This is a genomic window from Streptomyces sp. NPDC041129, assembly GCF_055592265.1.
Genome location: NZ_JBVIYV010000013.1, coordinates 114,757 through 130,513, shown reverse-complemented (window position 1 = coordinate 130,513; position 15,757 = coordinate 114,757). Strand labels below are relative to the sequence as shown.

The 15,757-nt window shown below is 71.7% G+C and carries 12 protein-coding genes; 9 read left to right on the top strand and 3 right to left on the bottom strand.

What is annotated here, in order from left to right; genetic code table 11:
* Window positions 1-67 precede the first annotated feature (67 nt).
* Both ACZ6B1_RS31935 and ACZ6B1_RS31930 read left to right on the top strand, forming a co-directional pair.
* Complete coding sequence (locus ACZ6B1_RS31935; protein WP_468784119.1) at window positions 68-727, top strand: histidine phosphatase family protein; 660 nt, start codon at window positions 68-70, stop codon at window positions 725-727.
* Between the two features lie 12 nt (window positions 728-739).
* Entirely contained in the window at window positions 740-1,645 is a 906-nt protein-coding gene (locus tag ACZ6B1_RS31930; RefSeq protein ID WP_468784117.1) for an ADP-ribosylglycohydrolase family protein, read from the top strand.
* 303 nt (window positions 1,646-1,948) lie between these two features.
* Here ACZ6B1_RS31930 and ACZ6B1_RS31925 read toward each other — a convergent pair whose 3' ends face one another.
* Window positions 1,949-3,496 (bottom strand): MFS transporter, encoded by a 1,548-nt coding sequence (locus tag ACZ6B1_RS31925; RefSeq protein ID WP_468784115.1) that lies wholly within the window; start codon window positions 3,494-3,496, stop codon window positions 1,949-1,951.
* A 185-nt stretch (window positions 3,497-3,681) separates the two neighbouring features.
* On the opposite strand from ACZ6B1_RS31925, the gene ACZ6B1_RS31920 reads away from it, so the two are divergent.
* The 3 genes from ACZ6B1_RS31920 to ACZ6B1_RS31910 all read left to right on the top strand — a co-directional run bounded on the left by ACZ6B1_RS31920 (window position 3,682) and on the right by ACZ6B1_RS31910 (window position 5,783).
* Window positions 3,682-4,305, top strand: a complete 624-nt coding sequence (locus ACZ6B1_RS31920; RefSeq protein WP_468784113.1) for a TetR/AcrR family transcriptional regulator — start codon at window positions 3,682-3,684, stop codon at window positions 4,303-4,305.
* A gap of 81 nt (window positions 4,306-4,386) precedes the next feature.
* On the top strand, window positions 4,387-5,088 hold the full coding sequence (locus ACZ6B1_RS31915; RefSeq protein WP_468784111.1) for a ribonuclease HII: 702 nt from the start codon (window positions 4,387-4,389) through the stop codon (window positions 5,086-5,088).
* A gap of 68 nt (window positions 5,089-5,156) precedes the next feature.
* The gene (locus ACZ6B1_RS31910) at window positions 5,157-5,783 is read left to right on the top strand and encodes a hypothetical protein (RefSeq protein ID WP_468784109.1); all 627 of its coding nucleotides are present in this window, start codon (window positions 5,157-5,159) and stop codon (window positions 5,781-5,783) included.
* Window positions 5,784-6,083: 300 nt separating this feature from the next.
* Here the strand turns inward: ACZ6B1_RS31910 and ACZ6B1_RS31905 are convergent, their stop codons facing one another.
* Complete coding sequence (locus tag ACZ6B1_RS31905) at window positions 6,084-6,704, bottom strand: hypothetical protein (RefSeq protein WP_468784108.1); 621 nt, start codon at window positions 6,702-6,704, stop codon at window positions 6,084-6,086.
* 284 nt (window positions 6,705-6,988) lie between these two features.
* Window positions 6,989-9,154 (bottom strand): RecQ family ATP-dependent DNA helicase, encoded by a 2,166-nt coding sequence (locus tag ACZ6B1_RS31900; RefSeq protein ID WP_468784106.1) that lies wholly within the window; start codon window positions 9,152-9,154, stop codon window positions 6,989-6,991.
* Window positions 9,155-9,341: 187 nt separating this feature from the next.
* Here ACZ6B1_RS31900 and ACZ6B1_RS31895 point away from each other — a divergent pair, with 187 nt between their 5' ends.
* The 4 genes from ACZ6B1_RS31895 to ACZ6B1_RS31880 all read left to right on the top strand — a co-directional run bounded on the left by ACZ6B1_RS31895 (window position 9,342) and on the right by ACZ6B1_RS31880 (window position 15,436).
* Complete coding sequence (locus ACZ6B1_RS31895; protein WP_468784104.1) at window positions 9,342-10,907, top strand: DUF4192 domain-containing protein; 1,566 nt, start codon at window positions 9,342-9,344, stop codon at window positions 10,905-10,907.
* A gap of 216 nt (window positions 10,908-11,123) precedes the next feature.
* Window positions 11,124-11,882, top strand: a complete 759-nt coding sequence (locus tag ACZ6B1_RS31890; protein ID WP_468784103.1) for an NUDIX hydrolase — start codon at window positions 11,124-11,126, stop codon at window positions 11,880-11,882.
* Between the two features lie 160 nt (window positions 11,883-12,042).
* Entirely contained in the window at window positions 12,043-14,385 is a 2,343-nt protein-coding gene (locus ACZ6B1_RS31885; RefSeq protein ID WP_468784101.1) for an ABC transporter ATP-binding protein, read from the top strand.
* A 163-nt stretch (window positions 14,386-14,548) separates the two neighbouring features.
* Window positions 14,549-15,436, top strand: coding sequence for a FadR/GntR family transcriptional regulator (locus tag ACZ6B1_RS31880; RefSeq protein WP_468784099.1), 888 nt, complete (start codon window positions 14,549-14,551; stop codon window positions 15,434-15,436).
* The last annotated feature ends 321 nt before the right edge of the window (window positions 15,437-15,757 follow it).

The window sequence follows — 15,757 nt, the reverse complement described above, 5'->3', positions numbered from 1 at the left end:
TGTGACCTACGCCGTATGGGGCCCGTACGAGTGCTCCACCGTCCCTCGTTCGATCTAGGGTTTCGGCATGGCACGACCACGGCGCATCGTCCTTGTCCGGCACGGCGAGTCAACGGGCAATGTTGATGACTCCGTGTACGAGCGGGAGCCCGACCACGCTCTCGCCCTGACCGAGCGCGGCTGGAGACAGGCCGAGGAGACCGGAAAGAAGATCAGGGAGCTCTTCGGCCGGGAACGCGTGAGCGTGTACGTCTCCCCCTACCGCCGTACCCACGAGACGTTTCGCGCCTTCCATCTCGACCCCAGTCTCATACGGGTGCGGGAGGAGCCCAGGCTGCGCGAGCAGGACTGGGGCAACTGGCAGGATCGCGACGACGTGCGCCTGCAGAAGGCGTACCGGGACGCCTATGGCCACTTCTTCTTCCGGTTCCCGCAGGGCGAGTCCGGCGCCGACGTCTACGACCGGGTCGGCGGCTTCCTGGAGAGCCTGTTCCGCAGCTTCGAGGCGCCGGACCATCCACCGAACGTGCTGCTGGTGACGCACGGGCTCGCGATGCGGCTGTTCTGCATGCGCTGGTTCCACTGGACGGTGGCGGAATTCGAGTCGCTGTCGAATCCCGGGAACGCCGAGATGCGGACGCTCGTTCTCGGTGAGGACGGCAAGTACACCCTGAACCGGCCCTTCGAGCGGTGGCGGGATCCGGTGCCGCACTGGGGTTCCGGATAGAGTGGCAGACCGATGACCGCTGACTCCTCTTCTCTCGAGCGCCTGAACCGCGCCCTGGCCAGCCTGCGCGGACTGGCGGTGGGAGACGCGCTGGGCTCGCAGTTCTTCGTCCCGGCGAACTACCCCCTGCTCAAGCGCCGCGAGCTGCCCGCCGGCCCCTGGCAGTGGACCGACGACACGGAGATGGCCTGCTCCGTGGTGGCCGTCCTGGCCGTCCACCACCGCCTCGACCAGGACGCGCTCGCCCGCTCCTTCGCCGAGCACCACGACTTCGACCGCGGCTACGGCCCGGCCGTCAACAGGCTGCTCCGCCTCGTCCGCGAGGGCGAGGACTGGCGCGAACTGGCGGCCGCTCTCTTCAACGGACAGGGGTCCTGGGGCAACGGCGCCGCGATGCGCATCGCGCCGCTGGGCGCCTGGTACGCCGACGACCCCGAGCAGGCGACCCACCAGGCGGAGATCTCGGCGTACCCCACGCACCAGCACCGCGAGGCCGTGGTGGGCGCGATGGCCGTCGCCGCGGCCGCCGCGCTGGCCGCGTCGCCGGGCGGCCCGCCCGGTCCCGAGGCACTCCTCGACGATGTCATCGCACTCATCCCGAAGAGCGCCGTCGGGGCGGGCCTGCGCCGGGCCCGCGACATGCTCGACTACGGCGATCCGGCCACCGTCGCGGCCGTGCTGGGCTGCGGACGCCGCACATCGGCCCACGACACCGTTCCGTTCGCCCTCTGGTCCGCCGCGCGGTCCCTGGCCGACTTCGAGACGGCGTTCTGGACGACCGCCCAGGTCGGCGGGGACGTGGACACGACCTGCGCGATCGTGGGCGGCGTGCTCGGCTCCGGCAAGGCGGGCACGCCGCCCGCGCGGTGGGTGGAGCGGACCGAGGCACTGCCTGAATGGATGCCGACGGGGTTCTGATCCCGGCTCGTCAGCCGGCCACGGGCAAAGAGAAACTCTCCGTACCCACCAGGAACTCTGTGTGACCACCCTCCGTTCTGCAGGTAGCCGTCGCCCGCGGCGATGAGGGCGAGGCCTGGTTCTGGCAGGTGAAGGGCGGGAGGGGGGTGGGTGATGGCGATCGTTGTCGCTGTGCCGGCAGTGCTCGTCCCGCTGATCTTCATGGCCGTGGCCGCACGGGTGGTGCGGACGGCCGGGCCGCAGCGTATGCCGTTCCCCCTGCTGCGGTCCGGCCGGCCGTGGTTCCGCGCGGCCGTGGGTCGGTCAGCCGATGCCCGGGCCCGTCGTGCCGGCGAGGGCTTCGAGATCGCTCTTGCGTACCCTGATCACCAGCCAGGCGGTGAGGAACGCGAGTACAGCCATGGCGGCGGCCGGGACGAAGGCCGCGGAGATCCCGTGAGCGAGCACCTCATGCCCCCAGGGCGCGGGCAACTCGTGCGTCTTGGCGAACTGCGCCTTCTGCTCGGGCGTGCCGTCGGCGAGGAACTTCGGCAGTTGTTTCTTCGCCTCGTCCGTGCTCGCGGAGCCGAAGACGGTGGTCAGGATGGACAGACCCAGCGAACCACCGACCTGCTGGGTGGCGTTGAGCAGCCCGGAGGCAGCGCCCGCCTCGTGCTGGGCCACACCGGAGACGGCCGTGACGGTGACCGTCACGAAGTTCAGGCCCATGCCGAAGCCGAACACCAGCATCGGTCCCAGTACCCCGCCGAGGTAGGAGCTGTCGGGCGTGATGAAGGTCTGCCAGACCAGTCCGGTCACCACGAGCGCCGAGCCGGTCATCATGAAGGGCTTGGGGCCGAGCGTGGGCAGGAAGCGCTGGGACAGACCCGCGCCGACCGCGATCGCGAAGGTCACGGGGAGGAAGGCCAGACCGGCCTTGATCGCGCTGTAGCCGAGCACGTTCTGCACGAACAGCACGATGTAGAAGAACATGCCGAACATCGCCGCAGCGAGGCTCAGCATGATCACGTACGTGCCCGAGCGGTTGCGGTCGGCGAACATCTTGAGCGGGGTGATCGGTTCCTTGGCCCGCAGCTCGGTGAGGACGAAGGCCAGCAGGAGCACCACCGCGGCGCCGAAGGACCCCAAGGTCAGACCGTCCCGCCAGCCCTCTTCCGAGGCGCGGATGAACCCGTACACCAGCGAGGCCATGCCGACCGTCGACGTGAGCGCACCCGCGATGTCGAACCGTCCCGGGTGCCGCTCGGACTCGCTGATGTACAGCGGGGCGAGGAACGCGATCAGCAGGCCGATCGGCACGTTGACGAAGAGCACCCACCGCCAGTCGAGCCAGTCGGTCAGCATGCCGCCGGCGAGCAGGCCGATGGCACCACCGCCCGCGGACACGGCGGCGAACACGCCGAAGGCCCGGTTGCGTTCCGGGCCTTCGGGGAAGGTGGTGGTGATCAGGGCGAGCGAGGTGGGCGAGGCGATCGCGCCGCCCACTCCCTGCAAGGCGCGCGCCGCGAGGAGTTGCCAGGGTTCCTGGGCGAGCCCGCCCAGCAGCGAAGCGAAGGTGAACAGCAGGATGCCGGCCATGAACACCCGGCGCCGGCCGAGGATGTCGCCGGCCCGTGCGCCGAGCAGCAGCAGACCGCCGAAGGTGAGCGTGTAGGCGCTGACCACCCAAGTGAGATCGGTGGTACTGAACTTGAGAGCGTCTTGAATGTGCGGGAGTGCGATGTTCACAATCGTCGCGTCGAGTACCACCATGAGCTGGCAGGCCGCGATGACGGTGAGCGCGACGCCGGGATGCCCGTCCCGGCGGGCCGCACCCGGTTTCCGTTCCTGGAGCAGCTGAGAGGTTGTCACTATGGGTCCCCCACAAAGGCGTTAGTGAACGCTTGCGTTCACTTTCGCGTCAACGGTAGTGAGTCCCCGACAGTGAACGCAAGCGTTCACTTAATTCCGCGTCACGTGTCGCGTCCCCCTTGCTGCGACGTGACGTGGCCCCGCCCCGGAACCCCCGCTTCCCCTTGCACGCTGGAGAAACACAGATGGATACCTCGCGCTGGACGGCCGCTCCCGCTCAGGCGGCCTCCCCCCGTCGGCGCGGCGCGGTGCTCGAGCGCGCGATCCTGGATGCCGCCCTGGAGCAGCTCAGCACGGTCGGCTGGAACGGCCTGACGATGGAGGGCGTCGCGGCCGGCGCCCAGACCGGCAAGGCCGCGGTCTACCGCCGCTGGCCCTCCAAGGAGGATCTGGTCGCCCATGCCCTCGAGGCCGGACTGCCCCGCGTCGAGGAAGCCCCCGACCTCGGCAGCGTCCGGGAGGATCTGCTGGCCCTGTGCCGGCGCGCACGGGACGCCATGTTCTCCCGACCTGGTTTCGCCCTGCGTGCCGTTATTCACGAATGCGACCCCGCGCAGGTGGAACGCTTCCACGGCGTGATCTTCGAGGGAGTGGTCGAGCCGATGATCGAGCAGCTCCGCGAAGTCATCATCCGTGGCATCGGACGGGGAGAGGTGCGCCCGGATGCCGACAACGGTTACGTCTTCGACGCGGTCCCGGCCATGATGATGTATCGATCCAAGATGTGCGCCAGCGAATGGAGCGATCAGGACCTCGAAGAGATGATCGACCGGCTGATGATGCCGCTGCTGCGGCGGCACGGGTCCTGATCGGATCCATCGGCGCCCCCGGTCCGGTCCTGGGGGCCGGGGTGTCGCGCGGCCCTGCCGGCGGCGTAACCTAAGGGCGCCATGCCGTACGAACCACCTACACACACCGTCGAGCGCTCCCTGCGCGCCACGACCGGAGCGAAGGTCATTGCCGGTGTCGACGAGGTGGGGAGGGGGGCGTGGGCCGGTCCCGTCACCGTCTGTGCGGCGATCACCGGACTGCGTCGGCCGCCCGAGGGTCTGACCGACTCCAAGCTGCTGACCGTGAAACGGCGTACGGAACTGGCCGGGATACTGCGTTCGTGGGTCACGGCCTATTCCCTGGGGCATGCGACGCCCGAGGAGATCGACGCCCTGGGGATGACCGCCGCGCTGCGGCTCGCCGCCGTCCGCGCCCTGGACCTGTTGCCGGTCCGCCCGGAGGCGGTGATCCTCGACGGCAAGCACGACTACCTCGGCGCCCCGTGGCAGGTGCGCACGGTCATCAAGGGTGACCGGTCCTGCGTGGCCGTCGCTGCGGCGTCGGTGATCGCCAAGGTTCAGCGCGACAAAATGATGGCCGAACTGGGCATCGACCATGCAGACTTCGGATTCGCGGACAACGCCGGGTATCCGTCGCCCGTGCACAAGGCGGCGCTGGAGGAGCGGGGGCCCACCCCGTACCACCGCTTGTCGTGGGCGTATCTTGATGCGCTGCCCCAGTGGCGGCACCTCAAGAAGGTCCGTAGCTGGGCGGACGGGAGCGTTCCGGAGATCGAGGGTCAGCTCGGCTTCGACTTCTGACGGTTCCGCTCGCACTGATGTGCCACCCGGCCAGCCGTGCCGCACCAACGTTTGATAAAAATCAGCTCATGCCTCTCATTCCCGAGGAGCCTCAGATTCACGAGAGTGCCCAGGGTCCCCGCACCGCGCCGACCCCACGCCCCGTACCCGGCCCCCGTCCCGCGGCTCCGTCCCGCCCCGGTCGTCCAGGCCCCCCGCGGCCCGCGCCGCCGGTGCAGCGCGCTTCGCGTGACGCGGCTCCGGCCAAGCCGGCCCCGTCGGGCCAGGCCGCTCCCGCTGCCACGGCTCCGACCGCCACACCGGCGACTCCGCAGATCCAGCTGATCCCTGCCTCGGCCGAGGGCGCGCTCGACGCCGCCGAAGAGGCAGTGGACCTGCTTCTGGACTCGGGCCGCGCCCCCGGAGAGGTGCTGGTGATCACCACCGGTTCCCAGCATCCGTGGGCGGAGCACGAGTTGTCCTTCGGAGAAGCCTCCTACTGGGCGCAGCAAGACGCCGGTGACGACATCTTCTACACGGACGCGGTCCACGCCTCCCGTGCCGCGACCCGGCCCGTGGTCGTCGTGGCCGTCAACGGCGACTCCGCCGAGACTGCCGCCACCGCCCTTGCGCTCGCGCACTCGCGGGCCGGCGCGCTGCTGATCGTCTGCGGGGACCCGCAGCAGATCAACGCGGTGCTGGGCGCGGGCGTCTGAGGCACGTCCGGTCCCCTCGGGGACGGGCATGACGCGGAGCCGCTCCGGCGACATCCGTACGGTGCGGCTTTCGGCATGGCCGGAAAACCGGCAGTGGCTGTTCGTCCCGGGTGAGCCGGACCCGTTCGCGGGCGCCCGCAGCAGCGGCTCGGGCGGCAGCCTCCCGGTCACGTAGCAGCGCTGTGGGCTGCCCACGGGGCCGGTGGCCGTTGCCAGTCACCGTTGTGGCGCCACGATGGCCGACCCGCGCCGCCGTACCCCGGTCGTGCCTTCAGCCCCCAGCCCTCGTGTGGGCCGGTTTCAGCGGGCAGCGGCGCGGCGCAGGACTTCGGACATCGGTCCACCGGTGCGGGGAGGCAGGGGCGGGGCCTGCGACATGGCGAAGGACTCAGGCTCCGAGTGGGCGTTCGGGTGGCGCCCGCCCCGTCCCTCACCGAGTACCTGCCAGCCGTCCCCGGTCAGCGTGATGTACGCCCCGCAGCGCAGCCCGTGCAGCGTGCAGGCGTCACGCAGCCCCCACATCCAGGCGCCGTCCTCCTCGGTCCAACGCGCCTCGCCCTCACGGCAGTAGAGCAGCACGGCGGTGCGCACCGGGGTGCGGCGGCGCAGGTCGTGCGGAATGACCCGGCGCAGCTGGGCCAGCAGCGCGTTGCGGAACATCCAGCCGTCGGCGTGCGCGGGGCGCCCTATGAACGACGCGCTGGCGCAAAGGCGTTCCTCCGGATCCAGGACGGCAACGACCGCCATGGACGGCCGGGGGCGATGACGGGCGTGCAGCCCGCCGACGACCTCACGGGGGTTGCGCAGCAGCGGGATTCCGGCGGCTGCCCACTCCGCGGGCTCGAGCAGGCGACTGGCGGAAGCGGCGGACGCGGACGTCGACAAGGAGGCCGCCGAGGACGAGGCGAATCCGAAGGTCACGTTCCTCCCTTCGGCTACGCGCCCACACTGCGGGCGAGGTCGGATTGGGGGAGCGCGCACCGCGGCGACGCCCACGGATCATGGGCGAGCCGTGCGGGGAGCGGACTTCAATTCTTCCTGCCGAACTTGGATGCGGCAACGAGCAATTGGAGCCGCCGACGCTTATCTGGTGGTGCGTGGCTTATATCCCTACCCACGGGGGGTGCTGACGACCCCTGTGGCGCGCGGTTGCGGCACGTTCGTGTCCTGGCGAGGTGTGCCGACCCGGCTCGCCGGGTGCGCGGTCATCCCTGGACGGCAAGCACCAGGGGCAACACGCCTTCGGCGCCGGCCCTTCTGAGCAGGCGTGCCGCGACGGCGAGGGTCCAGCCGGTCTCGGTGAAGTCGTCCACCAGCAGGACCGGACCGTGCGCCTCGGCGAGCGCGGAGGCGAGGGCCGATGGCAGCGTCAGGGAGCCGTCGAGGGCCTTCAGCCGCTGGGCGCTGTTGCTGCGTGGCCCCCGGGGCGCGTCCCCGGCGTACTCCACGGAGCCGAGCAGCGGCAGCCGGCCGATCTCGGCGATGCGGGCGCCCAGGGAAGTGATCAGCGCGGGCCGGGAGCGGGAGGCGATGGTGACCACACCCACCGGCCGGGCCTGGGCGCCCTCCGCCCCCGAAGTCCACCCGCCCGGACTCTTCGCCCAGTCGGCCAGTACGTCCACCACGGCTCGCGCCACGTCGTCGGGCACCGGCCCGTCGGAGGCCTGGGATGCCAGCAGGGGCCGCAGCCGGTTTCCCCAGCCGATGTCCGACAGCCGGCCCAGGGCCCGCCCCGGTGCGGTCTGTTCGGCGGCCGCGATGCGGCCCTTGAGGTTGATGCCGATCGCCGGGAGCCCGGTCGGCCACATGCGGCGGGGTTCCACCTCGACCCCGGCACGGCCGAGGTCGACGCGCGCGGCGTCCAGTGCCGCTGTCGTGGTGTCGGCGGTGAAGCGCGGACCCCCGCAGTTGTCGCAGCGGCCGCAGGGCTTGGCGCCCTCGTCGTCGAGCTGCCGTTGCAGGAACTCCATCCGGCAGGTCGTGGTGGACGCGTACTCGCGCATCGCCTGCTGCTCGGCCCCTCGCTGCCGGGCCACCCAGTCGTACCGCTCGGTGTCGTAGGACCACGGCTGCCCGGTCGCGATCCAGCCGCCCTTGACCCGCCGCACCGCTCCGTCCACGTCGAGGACCTTCAGCATCGTCTCCAGCCGGGACCGGCGCAGTTCCACCAGGGGTTCCAGGGCCGGGAGGGACAGCGGTCCGTCGGCCCGGGCGAGGACGTCCAGGGTGCGGCGCACGAGATCCTCGGAGGGGAAGGCCAGCGAGGCGAAGTACTGCCAGATGGCCTCGTCCTCCTTGCCCGGAAGCAGCAGCACCTCGGCGTGCTCCACGCCACGGCCCGCGCGGCCGACCTGCTGGTAGTAGGCGATGGGGGACGACGGCGAACCGAGGTGCACCACGAACCCGAGGTCCGGCTTGTCGAAGCCCATGCCGAGCGCCGACGTGGCGACCAGGGCCTTGACCCGGTTGGCGAGCAGATCGTCCTCGGCCTGCTGCCGGTCGGCGTTCTCCGTCCTGCCCGTGTACGAGGCGACGGTGTGACCGCGCTGCCGCAGGAACGCGGTGACCTCCTCGGCGGCCGCCACGGTGAGCGTGTAGATGATGCCGGAGCCCGGCAGATCGTCTAGGTGGTCGGCGAGCCAGGCCATCCGGTGCGCCGCGTCCGGCAGCCGCAGCACGTTGAGGCTCAGGCTCTCCCGGTCCAGCGGGCCCCGCAGCACCAGGGCGTTCGAGGTGCCGCCGGTGCCGAGCTGCTCGGCCACGTCGGCGGTCACGCGGGCGTTGGCCGTGGCGGTGGTGGCCAGCACGGGGACGCCGGGCGGGAGGTCGCCCAGCATGGTGCGCAGCCGGCGGTAGTCCGGGCGGAAGTCGTGACCCCAGTCGGAGATGCAGTGGGCCTCGTCCACGACGAGCAGTCCGGTCGCAGCGGAGAGCTTGGGTAGAACCTGGTCACGGAAGTCGGGGTTGTTCAGCCGCTCCGGGCTGACGAGCAGCACGTCGACCTCGCCGCGCTCGATCTCGGCCTGGACGCCCTCCCACTCCTCGGTGTTGGCGGAGTTGATGGTCCGGGCGTGGATGCCGGCACGGGCCGCGGCCTCCACCTGGTTGCGCATGAGCGCGAGCAGTGGGGAGACGATCACCGTGGGCCCGCTGCCTCTGGCCCGCAGCAGCGACGTCGCCACGAAATACACCGCGGACTTCCCCCAGCCCGTGCGTTGCACGACCAGGGCCCGGCGCCGGTCGGCGACCAGCGCCTCGATCGCCCGCCACTGGTCCTCGCGCAGCCGTGCCGTTGACGTGGCGTCTCCGACGAGCCGGGCGAGGACGGCGTCGGCCTGCGCCCGGAGGTCCGCGTTGCTCGTGTGCTCCATGCGTCCCATACAACAGGACGGGACTGACAATCGGGCGGGACAGTGGGGGCGAGCGGGCATCCATGTGACTCGGGCTGTGGAAAAGCGCCCACATCGGCGGTCGCCGAGTCGTGTGTCTTGTCGTGTCCCTGATTCGAGTTGTCCACAGGCTCAAGCGGAATCCCGGCATCCGCGAGATCGTCGGCGCATGACGAATCACGGCGAAACGACCGGACCCTTCGAAAACGGTGACCTCACGGGGGACGAGCCGCTGGGCGGGCCACCGAACGACCAGTCCGCGCACGATCCCCAGGTCACCTTGCGCACTCCCGCCGAGCTGGCCGACGCCCTGCCCTACCTGCTCGGCTACCGCCCCGAGGACAGCATGGTGCTGGTCGCCCTGCACGACCGGGAGGGCCGGGGCAGGTTCGGCGGCCGCGCCCGGCTGGGCATCCCGGCGAGTCGGGAGGACTGGCCGGAGGCCACCCGGCAGCTGGCCCGGGGTCTGGTGGCCGGCAGCGAACGACGTGGCACCCGGCCCGAGCAGATGGTCGCCTACGTCTGCCAGGAACCGGACCCGGACGAGACGGGCCGGGACGTCATGAAGCGGCTCGAACCGCTCGCCCAGCTCCTGCGCACCGAATGCGGCAGCCTCGACGTACCGGTGATCGAGGCGCTGTGTGTCTCGGACGGCCGGTTCTGGTCGTACTGCTGCCCGGTCAAGGGGTGCTGCCCCGACGAAGGAACCCCCATGGGCCTGCCCGGCACCTCGGTGCTGGCCGCCGCGGCCACCTACGCGGGGATCCAGGTGCGCGGCACGCTCCGCGAGCTGCGGGCCAGGCTGCTGCCCTGGGAGACGGGCGCCGCCCTGGAACAGGAGGTCGCGCTGGACGCGGCCGGCATGTCCCTGGTGCCCCGCATCCTGGATGACGCCGAGCGCGTGTGCGTGGCCGAGGAGACCCTCGGGCTGGCCGACCGGATCATCCGCCGGTTCGCCGCGGCGGCGCCGGTGTCCGGCGCCCACCAGGCGGACCTCCGTGACGACGACCTGCTCGCGCACGACGAGGCGGCGACGCTGGTCCTCGGACTCCAGGACCGCACGACGCGCGACCGCGCGGCCGCGTGGATGGAGGGCGAGGACGCCGGTCCGGCCCTGAGGCTCTGGCGCGCGCTGGCCCGCCGCTGTGTGGGTCCGTACGGCGAGCACGCCGCCGCCCCGCTGACTCTGGCGGGCTGGGTGGCCTGGTCGTCCGGTGACGAACTGGAGGCCCGTGAGGCCCTCGCCATGGCCCTCGGCGCCGACCCCGACTACCTGTTCGCCCGGCTGCTGCACCAGGCCTGCAACGAGGGGCTGGATCCCGAGTCGATCCGCCGCTGTCTGCGCGCGGAACGTGAGCGGCCTGTCGGGCCGGAGGCGGTGCAGCAGGCCGCCCCGGCGACCGAGGCCGCGTCCGCTGAGCCTTCGTCCACCACCGCCGAAGGCCCTGGGGGCACCGTACGGCCCGGCGGTCCCAGTGCCGAACGCGTCCCGGCCGGTGGTCCGCGGCGCCGCCGCCGGACCCGCGCCGCCGGGAGCGGAGGCGCCGCCGCCCGGCCGGCGCGCGGGGACGAGGGCCTCCGGCGCCCGGTCGGCTCCCGCCCTCAGTCATCGGGCGCCGGATCTTCCCGTCCGGGCAACGCCAAGCCGGGTGCCGCCCGTGCGCGGGCCGGTGAGGGCGGGTCCCATGGCACCGCGGCGGGCAGTGGGCACGGGGAGAACGAGGGCGACGGATGAGAGCCCGGGGCTGAGGCGGATGAGGGTGCGGTCGTACCGGGCGCGGTGGAAGCCCCCCTCGTCGCAGGGCCCACAACCGGAGGCTGACCTCGTGCGACACCGGCAGCACGAGGACCGGGAGCCCGTCCCGCGTGCATACCGGAGCGAAGTGGATCCGGTGCAGGGGCGGTCGGCGAAGGGAGTGTTTATCGTCAGGCAGACGACTATGATCGCCGCATGCCCTACGACCCGTCAGCCTTTCCGCCCTTCGCCGTCACCGTGGACCTGGTCGTGCTGACCGTGCGCCGCCATTCGCTGTGTGCGCTGGCGGTGCGCAGGGGTGAGCCGCCGTTCCAGGGGCGGTGGGCGCTGCCCGGCGGTTTTGTACGGGCCGACGAGGACCTTTCCCAGGCGGCGGCGCGGGAGCTGGCCGAGGAGACCGGGCTGCGCGCTCACGACCCCGCGGCTCCGGCCCAGGACCACGGCGCCCATCTCGAACAGCTCGCCACCTACGGCGACCCGAAGCGGGACCCCCGGATGCGCGTCGTCAGTGTCGCCCACCTCGCGCTCGCCCCGGATCTGCCCGCGCCCCGTGCGGGCGGCGACGCGAGCAACGCGCGCTGGGCGCCGGTCGAGGAACTGCTCCAGCAGGGCGGATACGGTCGCGACGGCGAACCCGTGGCACCGCTCGCCTTCGATCACGCCCAGATCCTCGCCGACGGGGTCGAGCGGGCCCGTTCCAAAATCGAGTACTCCTCGCTGGCCACCGCGTTCTGTACGCCCGAGTTCACCGTGGGGGAGCTGCGGCGGGTCTACGAGGCCGTGTGGGGGGTCGCCCTCGATCCGCGCAACTTCCATCGCAAGGTCACCGGGACGCCGGGATTCCTCGTCCCCACCGGCGGCACCACGACCCGCCAGGGCGGTCGGCCGGCCCAGCTCTTCCGGGCCGGAGGCGCCACCCTGCTCAACCCGCCGATGCTCCGTCCCGAGGTCTGACCGCGCGGTACCCGGCCACCGTTTCGGCCGATGTCGGCCAAGGCATGCCGGGGTCCTTTCCGCCTATTGGCGGACGCGTGTGCCGCTCGACTTGCGCACCACCGAAGAACAGATAGGGGGATACCAGAAAAACCGGACATCGCGCGCTATCTTGCTGCAGGTGATCCAGGCCTTCGGATTGACCAGCAACCCCCGCAAGGCGCACCCGCCCGCCGTCGACGACGTCTCCTTCGAGGCGCGCGCCGGTCATGTCACCGCGCTCCACGGAGCCGGAGGGGCGGGCAAGACGACGACGCTCAGGCTGATGCTCGAACTGCAACAGGGTCGCGGCATCACCCACTTCCGGGGCCGCCCCCTGCACCGGATCGCTCACCCGTCACAAGAAGTCGGCGTGCTCCTCGGGGACGTTCCCGGTCATCCGGCCCGCTCGGTCCGCGGCCACCTGCGCATGCTGTGCGCGGCGGCCGGAGTCCCCGTCCGCCGCGCGGACGAGGTACTCGAGGTCGTCGGCCTCGTCAGCCTCCGCGAGGAACGCCTCGGGACCCTGTCGCGCGGCATGGACCGCAGACTCGGACTGGCCTGCGCGCTGCTGGCAGACCCGCACACGCTCGTGCTGGACGCACCCACCGCATGTCTGTCCGCCCGCGAGGCGCGCTGGCTGCACGGCATGCTGCGCGCGCATGCGGACCAGGGCGGCACGGTGCTTTTCACGACCGCCGACCCAAAGGAGGCGGCTCGTTCGGCCGACCGGGTCGTCACCCTCGACGGCGGCAGACTCTCCGCCGACCAGGAGGGCAGGGAGTTCGCGCGCACCCGGCTGCGTCCGCGCGTGGCCGTGCGCAGCCCTCACGCCGCCCGCCTCGCGGCCCTGCTCACCAAGGAGGCCCGTACCGAACAGCGCTCCGTCGAGGTCGTGCGAGAGGACGGCAATCGCCTCTCGGTGTACGGCAGCACGACCGCCGACGTCGGTGAGATCGCATTCCGGCACGGCATCCTCGTCCACCAACTCGCGGACGAAGTAGGTGACATGGGGTCGTGTGCGGGACCTCGAGGCGGCGAAGCCACGGGCGGAGAGCCGCTCTCCGCCGGGCGGGAGCGGGCCGTTCCGGAACACTCCCCGCAGGGGCGGACACGGGCTGTGTCCGGCTCGTCGCCGCAGGGGAGGACTGCCGCAGCCGCGACGGCGGTACCCGCTCTTCCCTCCGAGGAGCGTGAACGGTCACTGTCACGTGTCTCACTGCCGGACGACGCGCTGGAGCAGAATGCCGACGGCCCGCGTCCGGTGTTCACGGGGAAGCGCGACGCCCTCTCTGGGGCCGCGGACACCGCCGAGGGAGCGCAGGCGGAGGGTTTGTCGAAGTCCGACGCCGCATCCGCGACCGGCCGCACACTCTCCGGTGCCGCTTCCACCACCGACACGCCCGCGGGTGATGGCGAAGCCGCGGCCGGCGCCTCCATGATCGCCGCCGGTGCTCGCCCCGACGCGTCCTCCGCGGAGGCAGACTCTTCGGAGGCGGCCGCCACCGGCACACGAGCCAGGGCCGATGTCACGGTCATGGTCCCCGCCGGTACGCCCGCGGCCGGTACCACGGTGCCCTGCGCGCGGACGCCGGGCACCGGGCATCCCGGTAGCAGGCAGCCCCAAGCCGAACCGCCGTCGCGCTCGCTCGCCGACGCGGCCCGTACCCTCGACGCCCTGTCCCCCCTCCCGCCTCCCATCGCCGTACGCACCGCTCGAAGCCCCCTCCGCCCGCTGCGCTACGAACTGCGGCGCGCCGCGGGAATCGGCACCGGCTTCCTCATCTGCGGGGCCGCGCTGCTGGTGTCCGCGCTCACCGCCGTCCTCCTCGCCCGGATCGGTCACACCCCGCAGGCACGGCTCTTCGCCGCGTGGCCGAGGGGCCTGCCGCTGCCGCCGGCGGCGCTCGCGGCGGGACTGCTCGGCGCCCTGGCCTTCGGGGACGAGTTCCGTCACCCCGCGCTGGCGGCGGACCGCGGCACCGTGCCCCGTCGGCTGGGACTGCTCACCGCGAAACTCCTCGTGTCCGGAGCCACCGCCCTGATGCTGGCCTTCCTCACGGTGGGCTGCGATGCCGAGGTGCTCTACGTCGTCTTCGGTCGGGAGCTGACCCAGGTTCCCTCGGACTGGCTCCCCCTGACCGTGAGTTGGTTCGGTCTTGTGGCCGGCTGCGCCTGGGCCGGGGTGCTGGCGGCCGGGATCTTCAGGTCCACCACGGCTGGTCTCGCCGCCGTCCTCGCCGTCCCCGTCGTCCTGGTCCCCGTCCTGCGCTGGGTGCTGGGCGGACCGGCCGTGCGGACGGCGGCCGGCTTCCCCCTGCGAGTGCGGGAGGTACTGCTGCTGCAGTGGCCCTTCGGCGGCGAGCGCTACCTGCTGGCCACGGTGCGAGTCGTCGCCCAACCGTTCGGCGGTGCACTGGCGTTGTCGTTGACCGCACTGCTGTGTGCGTACCTGGTCACAACCATGCGAACCAGGATCCGATGACCACCGCTGCGAACGCATCCGGTCCCGTCGTGCCAACAACTCCCCGAATACGGCTCGTTTCTTTCCGATAAGGCGTCAATTGCGACGGGGTGAGCGATCACCCTTTCGTGTGCTTTTCACCAAAGACCTCAAGGGAGTTGAAGACGGCGCCGACAAAGGATGCGTGAGTACCCTTGCGCACACCATGATGACCGCCGCCCGCTCCTCAGACTCCGGTCTGGTCGGCCCGGGCGAACTCGACCGCTACCCCTACACCGACGCGGCGGTGAACGACCGGGTCGGAGCGCCCGCCTGGGAGGCAGCGGACCCCGAGCTGGGCCGCGTGGGCCGGCGCGCCGCGGGCAGCCGCGGACGCGGACTGCACGGCCAACTCGTTCAGCAGCTCGGTCAGATGATCGTATCGGGCGACCTGGGAGCCGACCGGCCGCTCGTGCCCGAGGAGATCGGCCAGCGTTTCGAGGTCTCCCGTACCGTCGTCCGTGAGTCCCTCCGCGTCCTGGAGGCCAAGGGCCTCGTCAGCGCCCGCCCGAACGTCGGTACGCGCGTGCGTCCCGTCAGTGACTGGAACCTCCTGGACCCGGACATCATCGAGTGGCGGGCCTTCGGGCCGCAGCGCGACGATCAGCGCCGCGAGCTGAACGAGCTGCGCTGGACGATCGAGCCGCTCGCCGCCCGTCTCGCCGCCGGGCACGGACGCGAGGAGGTGCAGCAGCGCCTGTCCGACGTGGTCGAGATCATGAGTCACGCCATGGCGCAGGGTGACGCGCTGACGTTCTCGCGTGCCGACACCGAGTTCCACGCGCTGCTCATCCAGATCGCCGGCAACCGCATGCTGGAGCACCTCTCCGGGATCGTCTCGGCCGCTCTCCAGGTCTCCGGGGGCCCGGTCACGGGCTGTGACCGGCCGAACGAGGCCTCGCTCGCGCTGCACGCGCGGATGGTCGACGCGCTGGGCACCGGCGACGGCACGGCGGCGGAGACGGCCATGCGTCAGCTGCTCACCGTCCACCCCGAGGTGGAGCGCGTGGTTCCCGCCCCGCGTGAGCACTGACCCGCTTCCCAGCGGTGCGGTCGTCGGTGTGCCGCGGTGCCGTGGCCGGCGCGGCGGCCGGGCTAGGGGACCGGCCGCCGCCGGGCCCCGCCGGAATCCCCGGAGTCCGGCGGGGCCCGGCGACGCCGCGGTCGGGCCCCGATCGGCCCAGGCTGACGGGGCGGCTGCGCAGATGATCCTGTATGCCAGTCTTCGATAGCTTTTGACCGCTTACGGGGTGTGACTCGGGCCACGCAGATTGGGCGTAACGCTCGTGGGAGCAGCGCGATGACCTAAGAGGTGACAGCCGCGGAGGGAATACGGACGCCTGGCAAGGCGCTG